Source organism: Streptomyces cavernicola, from assembly GCF_029968035.1.
In the GTDB taxonomy this organism is placed as follows: domain Bacteria; phylum Actinomycetota; class Actinomycetes; order Streptomycetales; family Streptomycetaceae; genus Streptomyces; species Streptomyces cavernicola.
Genome location: NZ_JASCIQ010000052.1, coordinates 47,890 through 55,128 on the forward strand (window position 1 = coordinate 47,890; position 7,239 = coordinate 55,128).

Below are 7,239 nucleotides of genomic sequence, written 5' to 3' on the forward strand. Positions count from 1 at the left end.
ACGTACGCCTTCACGAAGATTGTCCGCCAGGACGCGTCCGGGCGGGCGGTGAAGAGGGCGGTGAGGGGGGTGAGGCGGGCGCCGACGAGGGCGGACCCGGCGCGCCGGGTCCGGCTCGGCGGTCTCAGCGCTGCGCGCCGTGTCTCTCGCGTATGCCGCGGACGAGCCCGGTCACCTCGACGCTGCCGCTCGCCCCGGCCTCGCCCAGCGGTCCCGGCAGCGCGGTGTACGGGGTCCGGCCCGCTCGGCCGGGCAGGCTGAGGCGCAACCGGTCCACTGCCCCACCGCGGTGGGCCGAGGCCACCTTCCCGAGCGTCGACCCGCAGTCGGCGCACACCGGGTACAGGCGGGCGCGTGCCCCTGGGGTGGGGGAGAGGCGGGCGGACATCGGGGACGGGCCGTGCAGCGGGTTGAGGGTGCACAGCTTCGTGTCGGGCGCGAAGCGGCCGTTGCCGTGGGCCGCGTCGAGCGCCGCGCGTCCGGCGCGTATCAGGGCGAGCCCGGAGGCGAGGTCCACGGCGGCGGCGTCCTCGTCCACGCGCCGGTCGTGGTCCCGGTCGAGCACGAGCCCGGCCGCCTCCAGGCAGTCCCGGGCAGCGGCCAGCGTCTCGGTCTCGCTGTCGCCTCCGCTGCGCCGTCGTGCGGCGGCCGATTTCTCGCGCAGCGAGCCGAGTTCACGCTGTGCCGTGCTGTGCAGCCAGGCGACGTCCGGCCGTGCGTCCTCGGCCGAGACGTCCCGCCCGAGCGCCCCGCCACCCGCAGTGCTCGTACTGCCGCGACTCCCGGAACCCGCACGACCCGAGCCCGTGCGCCCCGAACCCGTACGACCCGACCGCGTGCGCTCCGATCGTCCGTCCCCGCGCCGCACCCGACGTACGAGCCACACCGCGCCGGCGATCGCCGCGGGCACCCCGGCGCCACCGGCGAGACCGGCGAGGAACAGGCCGGAGAGCCCGAGCGGGCCGGCGGGGTCGGTGAGCAGCGGGGGCAGTGCGTCCTCCGCGACCGGGTCCGTGAGCGGCTCGTCGTCCGCGTACGGCCGGCCGGGCGGGCCCGCGGGTGTCGCCCTGATGTGCTGGGCGAGCTTGAGGAGGCGGGCGTGCAGCTGCGGGTCCGCGTCCAGGTCCTCGGGGCCGTAGGCCACCCACTCGTCGAGCTCGTACAGCTCCAACTCGTCGAGTTTCGCCCCGTAGTTGACGATGTCCAGGGAGATGTCGTCGAACTCGCCGATGGAGGCGGTGACGTAGAGGCCGTCCTTGCCGAGCGTGTCGTGCAGCCGCTCGGCGAATCGCTCGGGGCGGCCCTCCGACTCGTCGGCGCGGGAGAGCGGCGCCACCGTGACGTGCACGGGAACATCGAGCGCAGCGAAGTGCCGTTCCACGGACCGCAGTTGACGGGGCGTGAGCGCGGGCGGGATCTCCGCGTCGAGATAGACGGAACGGTGGCGCAGCCCGGCCGCGAACCGCTCGGCCCGCAGCTGCATGTCCCGTCCGGTCGGGTCGGGGTCGCCGGTGGAGCTGACCTCGGAGAGGGCGTTCTGCGCGCCCAGCGGCACGGCCACGGCGAGCACCCCTGCCAGGGTGATGGGGACGAGCAGGCGCCGCCGCGTCCCGCGCCGCAGGGCGAGGGGCACGCCGATCAGCAGGACGAGCACCGGGACGAGACCGGTGAACACCCCGGTCGTCGTGGACTGCGTCGCCCGCGCGTCCGGCGTCGTGTAGAAGGCGCTCGGGGACTTCCCGCTGCCGCTCGCGTCGCCCTCGTTGAGCAGTCCGTCGACGAACGCGGTGAAGTAGTCGAGGGCCGTGGCGTCGGACGGAAGCCACTCGTCCGCGGAGTCGAGGGAGGCCTGGATGGGCAGCTCGCGCACGCCGTGGGACTCGACGGTCACGTCGGTCCAGCTGCCGCCGCCCTCGGCATCGAGCAGGATGTACATCCCCTTGCGGCCGAGTTTCTCCCGTACCGCGGTGAGCAGTTCCTCCCCGTCCGCGGTCGCCGCGTACGGCAGTACGAGCACGTACGTGGGCACGCCGGTCCGCCGGGCCTGCTCCAGGAACGCCGGCCACGCGGAGCGGGGCATGACGCGTGGGGTCTGGTCCGTGACGTAGATCGGGGACTTGCGCAGCTGCCCGGCGAAGTACGCGGCGCGGGCGTCGAGCCCGGCGGGGTCCGCGGCGGCTTGCGGGGCGCTGGAGACGGGCTGCGCCGCGGCCGCGCCCGCGGCCGGCGTGAACAACACAACCAGGGTCAACGCGAGCACGACCAGAGCCCCCGCCCCGCGGGCACGTCCCGCCCCAACTCCTCGGCTCCGCACGGTCGCCGTCCCCCTCGTCGCACTGTCTTGATCACTTGCGCGTGTGTCTTGGGAACCCTAATCCGGAGCACTGACAACGCCGCCGACGGGGGCGGTGCGCAGGGGGCCGTCGCCCCCGGCCCACGCCCAGGAGCACCAAGATCGCGCACGCTTTTCTGGCAATTCATCACGACTTCTACATGAACCCGACAAGCTCTACACATAAAGGGAAAGTAAGCGCAGAATGTCCGTAGGCGGCGCACACCGCACACCGCATCAGACGCGGTGAGGCCTGTGAGTCAAAGGAGACGAGCCATGGCCAACGTGCAGCCCACCAGAGGTGACATAACTGCCCACCCTGATGTCTCCGAGATGCGGGACCGCTACGCACGTATGCTCGGCGGCCGCGACGTGGCGCTCGTGGACGGACCGGTCTTCCTGCTCGGTCTGTACTGCGCCGTATCCCCCTGGATACTCCACTACACGACGAGCCAGCCCGCGCTCGTCACCCACAACCTGATCCTCGGCATCGCGATCGGACTCCTGGCCCTCGGCTTCACCCGGGCCCCGGACCGCATGTACGGCCTCAGCTGGGCCTTCTGCGCGATGGGCATCTGGATGATCGTCGCTCCGTGGGTCGTCGGCGAGAGCCCCGACACCGGTGTCGCGCTGAACAACATCATCATCGGCGCAGTGGCGGTGTGCCTCGGGCTGCTGTGCGCAGGCACGGCGGCGAAGAGCGTCCCCAAGCCGTAGGAGCACACAGGAGAGGAACCCTGCAGGCCGGTCCGCACCCGCGGGCCGGCCTGTTCATGCCGTGCGATCTCACGTTGTGCGAACTGGTGGGCAGGGGCGGGTGGTTGCGGGTTGTTCGCCCCCCGGTCCGAGGGCGGTCGCGCGAGCGGATCATCCAAACCGGATCACCTCGACCGGATCACCTCGGCTGGATCACCTCGACCGGAGCGGCTCGGCGGTCTTCAGTGCCCGCATCGCGACCGCGCCGGCCAGCGGTCCCGGTGCCAGGAGCAGGAGTGCGTACTGCCAGCCGAACGCGTCGGCCAGGAGCGGGGTGAGCTGGATGGTGACGACGGTGAGGGCGAAGCCGATGGCCGTCTGGGCGGTGAGGGCGGTGCCGACGTAGCGCTGGTCGACGACCTCGCTCAGGGACGTGGAGAACACCCCGGAGTCGGCGATCACCGCCGCGCCCCACACCGCGCAGAAGACGACCAGAAGTACGGCCGGGGCGTCGACCAGCAAGGGGGAGAGGAGGCAGCAGGCGCCGCTGGCGAGCAGGGCCGTCATGGCCGCGGAGGGCCGGCCGAACCGGTCCGCGCCCCAGCCGCCGAGCAGGCAGCCGACCGCCCCGCCGATGCCCATGGTCAGGAAGACGGTCGTCCCGACCGAGCCGGGCAGGCCCTCGGCGCCGGACGTCGCCGCGAGGTACGCCGGGATCCAGGTCCACAGCGCGTACAGCTCCCACATGTGCCCGAAATAGCCGAGGTTGGCCAGGCGCGGGCGGCGCTCGGTGAACATGGTGAGGGCGTAGCGGGGGTTGCGGGCGGGCGCGGTCGGGGCGGCGTACGGTCCGACGCGGATGAACGCCAGGGCGACGAGGGCCGCGAGGGCCCCGGCCGTCGCCGCGGCGAGCAGCACGCCGCGCCAGGGCAGCCGGCCGAGGCCCGCGATGAGGTGGGGGAGCGTCGAGCCGAGCGTGAGCGCGCCGATGAGCACGCCCATGTTCCGGCCGCGCTGCGCGCTGCTCGACCAGGAGGCCATCAGCTTCATGCCCACCGGGTAGACCGCGGCCAGGCACACGCCGGTCAGGAACCGCAGGGGGAACGCGGCGGCCGGCCCGTCGACCGTCAGCGCGAGCAGCACCGTGCAGGCGGACGCCGCGCCCGCGCCGCACGCGAGGAGACGCTGCGGCGGGAACCGGTCGGCGAGGGTGAGGGCGGCGGACGTGAGCGCCCCGCTGACGAAGCCGAGCTGCACGGACGCGGTCAGCCACACGGCGCCGGTGGAGCCGAGCCCCCACTCGCCGCGCAGGCTGGGCACCACGGCCGACATGGAGAACCAGACGGCGAGCCCCAGCACTTGTACGGCGGCGATCATGCCGCGTTGCGCAGCAGCGTTCACGGTTCCCCTCGGGCTGGGTCTGGGTCTCGGGCTGGGTCTGGGTCTCGGGCTGGTTATGGGTCTCGGGCTGGTTATGGGTCTGGTCACGGGGCTGGGCCAGGGTCTGGGTGCGGTGCGGCCATGTCCGCGTACGCGTTTCCGCCTGGCGGTCCCCAACCCATCATCGGCCACCGGCCGGCCGAGCCCGGCCGCAGGGGTCCGCCTCGCTCTTGCGCCCCCGTCGCGATGGCAGTCCAATGCTGAGGATGACTAGCGATGGTGTTGCGAACCCGCTCGAGCAGCTGTCCCTCGACCAACTCCGCAGGCGCCGCAGCATGAAGTGGCGGGCGCATCCCGCGGACGTCCTGCCGCTGTGGGTCGCGGAGATGGACGTCCCGCTCGCGCGCCCGGTCGCGGACGCGCTGCGCGAGGCGATCGACGCCGGTGACACCGGCTACCCCGCCGGTACCGAGTTCGCCGAGTCCCTCGCCGGCTTCGCCGCCCGGCGCTGGAAGTGGGACGGGGTGGAGATCGACCGCACCGCGATGATCCCGGACGTGATGATGGGCGCGGTCCAGGTGCTGCGCCTGATCACCGACCCCGGCGACCCGGTCGTCGTCAACTCCCCTGTGTACGCGCCGTTCTACGCCTTCGTCACCCACGACGACCGCCGCATCGTCGAAGCGCCCCTCGGACCGGACCTGCGGATCGACCCGCGGACGTTGGACGAGACGTTCCGGCGCCTCAGGGATCGGAACAGTCGCGGCAAGATCGCGTACCTGCTCAGCAACCCCCACAACCCCACCGGCACCGTGCACACCCGCGAGGAGCTCGTGGCCGTCGCCGAGGTGGCCCGGCGGTACGGGGTGCGGGTCGTCGCCGACGAGATCCATGCCCCGCTCGTCCTGCCGGGCGCCGAGTTCACGCCCTATCTGAGCGTGCCCGGCGCGGAGGACGCGTTCTCGCTCATGTCCGCGACCAAGGGCTGGAACCTCGCCGGGATCAAGGCGGCCCTCGCCCTCGCCGGGCCGGAGGCCGCCGCGGATCTGCGCCGGATGCCCGAGGAGGTCGGCCACGGCGCCAGCTACCTCGGCGTCATCGCCCACACCGCGGCCTACCGCCACGGGGACGAGTGGCTCGACGCGCTCCTCGCCGGGCTCGACGCCAACCGAGACCTCCTCGGCCGGCTCGTCGCCGAGCACCTGCCCGGAGTCGGGTACGCGAGGCCCGAGGGGACGTACCTGGCCTGGCTCGACTGCCGCTCGCTCGACCCCGAATCCGAACCCGAGCCTGAATCCGAACCCGAGCCTGAGCCCGGCCCCAACCCCGAGCCCGGCCCCAACCCTGAGCCCGGCCTCAACCACGAACCCGGCCCCGGCCTCGTGTCGGAGGAGGCCGGTACGGACCTCGCGGTCGTGACGGATCTGTCGGGCCCCGCCAAATTCTTCCTCGACCACGCCCGGGTGGCGCTCTCCTCCGGCCACATCTTCGGCACGGGCGGAGCCGGCCACGTACGCCTCAACTTCGCCACCTCGCAGTCCGTCCTGACGGAGGCGCTGACCCGCATGGGCCGCGCGACCGCGCACCGCACGAGCTAGACCCGATACCGAATGTGTCGACTCACTCGACATGTCGAGTGAGTCGACATAGCGTGGTCGGTGTGACCGAACCCAACGAAGCAGCACGCATCGCCGCCCTGTCCGAGCTCATCGCCTGGGCCGAGCGCCGGGAGCGGCTCAGCGCGGACCGCGCCGACGCCGTGGCAGCGGCCTGGCGCACCGGTACGCGCAACGTCGCCGAGCTGGCCCGGCTCGCCCGTGTCACACGCGACACCGTCTACGCCGACCTGGCCGCGAGGGGCGTCGACCACCGCTCGCGCGAGCAGCAGGCATCCGGCCCGCCGAAGGCCGGCGCAACGCCGCTGCGGGGCGACTCCGTGCGGACCGTCGCCAAGGTCGCCGACGCCGTCGCCCGGCCCGCCTCCACCCACGACCCCGACGATCCGCTCGTACGTGTGACACTCGCCGCGGCGCGCGCCCTGGAGGGCGTGGCCGACGTACTGGAACCGCCCACGGATCAGGGGCCCGGCTGGACGCCCCGCGAGACGCTGCCCGGTCTCGCGGGCGAGGGGGAGAAGATCGCGCACCACAGCCACCGGGCCCTGGCCGCCCTCGCCGAGCGGGGCGAGCTCGCCGCGAGCTCCGAAGACGAGCGGAAGGCCCTGCTCCATACCGGCCGCCGGGCGGTCGCCGACGGGGCGAGTGTCGCGCTCACGCTGCCGACGGGCGAGGTCGTCACACTCCAACTGGGGCGCGACGAGGCCGGGTTGACCACCCTGACGAGCGACAGCCCCCTCGTCACCGGGGACATCGACGGCCTCGACCACCTGGAGGCGCAGGCGGCCCTGCAGACCCTGGCCCGCATCGCCACCCGCCACCTCGCCGAAGCCGCCCTCACCGAACACCGCAAGGACACACCCCCCGGCACCCGCCCGCGCATCCGCACCCGCACCATCCCGAGCAACGAGGACTGAGAGACCGACAGCCCGCCCGGACGCCCACGGACCGGTAGCCCATGAACACCCACCACCGCGACATCGTGGCCACCACCCTCGTACGGCAGCCGCGCCACGCAGACGCAGCCGACGAACGCTGGGACGAGAACGCCCGGTTCATCGCCGCAGCCCGCGAAGACGTGCCCGCGCTCGTCGCCGAGGTCCGCCGTCTCCGGCAGCTGCTGCGACTCAAGTGCCAAGAGCCCGACGGCAGTTGACGTACACCGACACGGCCGTGGGGGGGGGGGGGGGGGGGGGGGGGGGGGGGCGGGGCGGG

Annotated in this window: 6 protein-coding genes; 4 read left to right on the forward strand and 2 right to left on the reverse strand. The window is 73.2% G+C overall.

Translation table 11 applies throughout. The annotated features are described in order from the left end of the window. Positions 1–124: 124 nt before the first annotated feature. The gene (locus tag QIS96_RS33965) at positions 125–2,236 is read right to left on the reverse strand and encodes a hypothetical protein (protein ID WP_282546690.1); all 2,112 of its coding nucleotides are present in this window, start codon (positions 2,234–2,236) and stop codon (positions 125–127) included. Between the two features lie 372 nt (positions 2,237–2,608). On the opposite strand from QIS96_RS33965, the gene QIS96_RS33970 reads away from it, so the two are divergent. Further along, the gene (locus QIS96_RS33970; protein ID WP_282546691.1) at positions 2,609–3,049 is read left to right on the forward strand and encodes an SPW repeat protein; all 441 of its coding nucleotides are present in this window, start codon (positions 2,609–2,611) and stop codon (positions 3,047–3,049) included. A gap of 192 nt (positions 3,050–3,241) precedes the next feature. Here the strand turns inward: QIS96_RS33970 and QIS96_RS33975 are convergent, their stop codons facing one another. Then, positions 3,242–4,429, reverse strand: a complete 1,188-nt coding sequence (locus tag QIS96_RS33975) for an MFS transporter (protein WP_282546692.1) — start codon at positions 4,427–4,429, stop codon at positions 3,242–3,244. A gap of 245 nt (positions 4,430–4,674) precedes the next feature. Between QIS96_RS33975 and QIS96_RS33980 the strand changes: the two genes are divergently transcribed. The 3 genes from QIS96_RS33980 to QIS96_RS33990 all read left to right on the forward strand — a co-directional run bounded on the left by QIS96_RS33980 (position 4,675) and on the right by QIS96_RS33990 (position 7,180). Beyond that, positions 4,675–6,006 (forward strand): MalY/PatB family protein, encoded by a 1,332-nt coding sequence (locus QIS96_RS33980; protein ID WP_408907302.1) that lies wholly within the window; start codon positions 4,675–4,677, stop codon positions 6,004–6,006. 62 nt (positions 6,007–6,068) lie between these two features. Beyond that, positions 6,069–6,941, forward strand: a complete 873-nt coding sequence (locus tag QIS96_RS33985) for a hypothetical protein (RefSeq protein ID WP_282546694.1) — start codon at positions 6,069–6,071, stop codon at positions 6,939–6,941. A gap of 41 nt (positions 6,942–6,982) precedes the next feature. Next, positions 6,983–7,180 (forward strand): hypothetical protein, encoded by a 198-nt coding sequence (locus QIS96_RS33990; protein WP_282546695.1) that lies wholly within the window; start codon positions 6,983–6,985, stop codon positions 7,178–7,180. The last annotated feature ends 59 nt before the right edge of the window (positions 7,181–7,239 follow it).

Excerpts from the sequence above, each read along its gene's own strand:
- QIS96_RS33990 (WP_282546695.1), top strand. The coding sequence starts at position 6,983 with ATGAACACCCACCACCGCGACATCGTGGCCACCACCCTCGTACGGCAG.
- QIS96_RS33970 (WP_282546691.1), top strand. The coding sequence starts at position 2,609 with ATGGCCAACGTGCAGCCCACCAGAGGTGACATAACTGCCCACCCTGAT.
- QIS96_RS33980 (WP_408907302.1), top strand. The coding sequence starts at position 4,675 with ATGACTAGCGATGGTGTTGCGAACCCGCTCGAGCAGCTGTCCCTCGAC.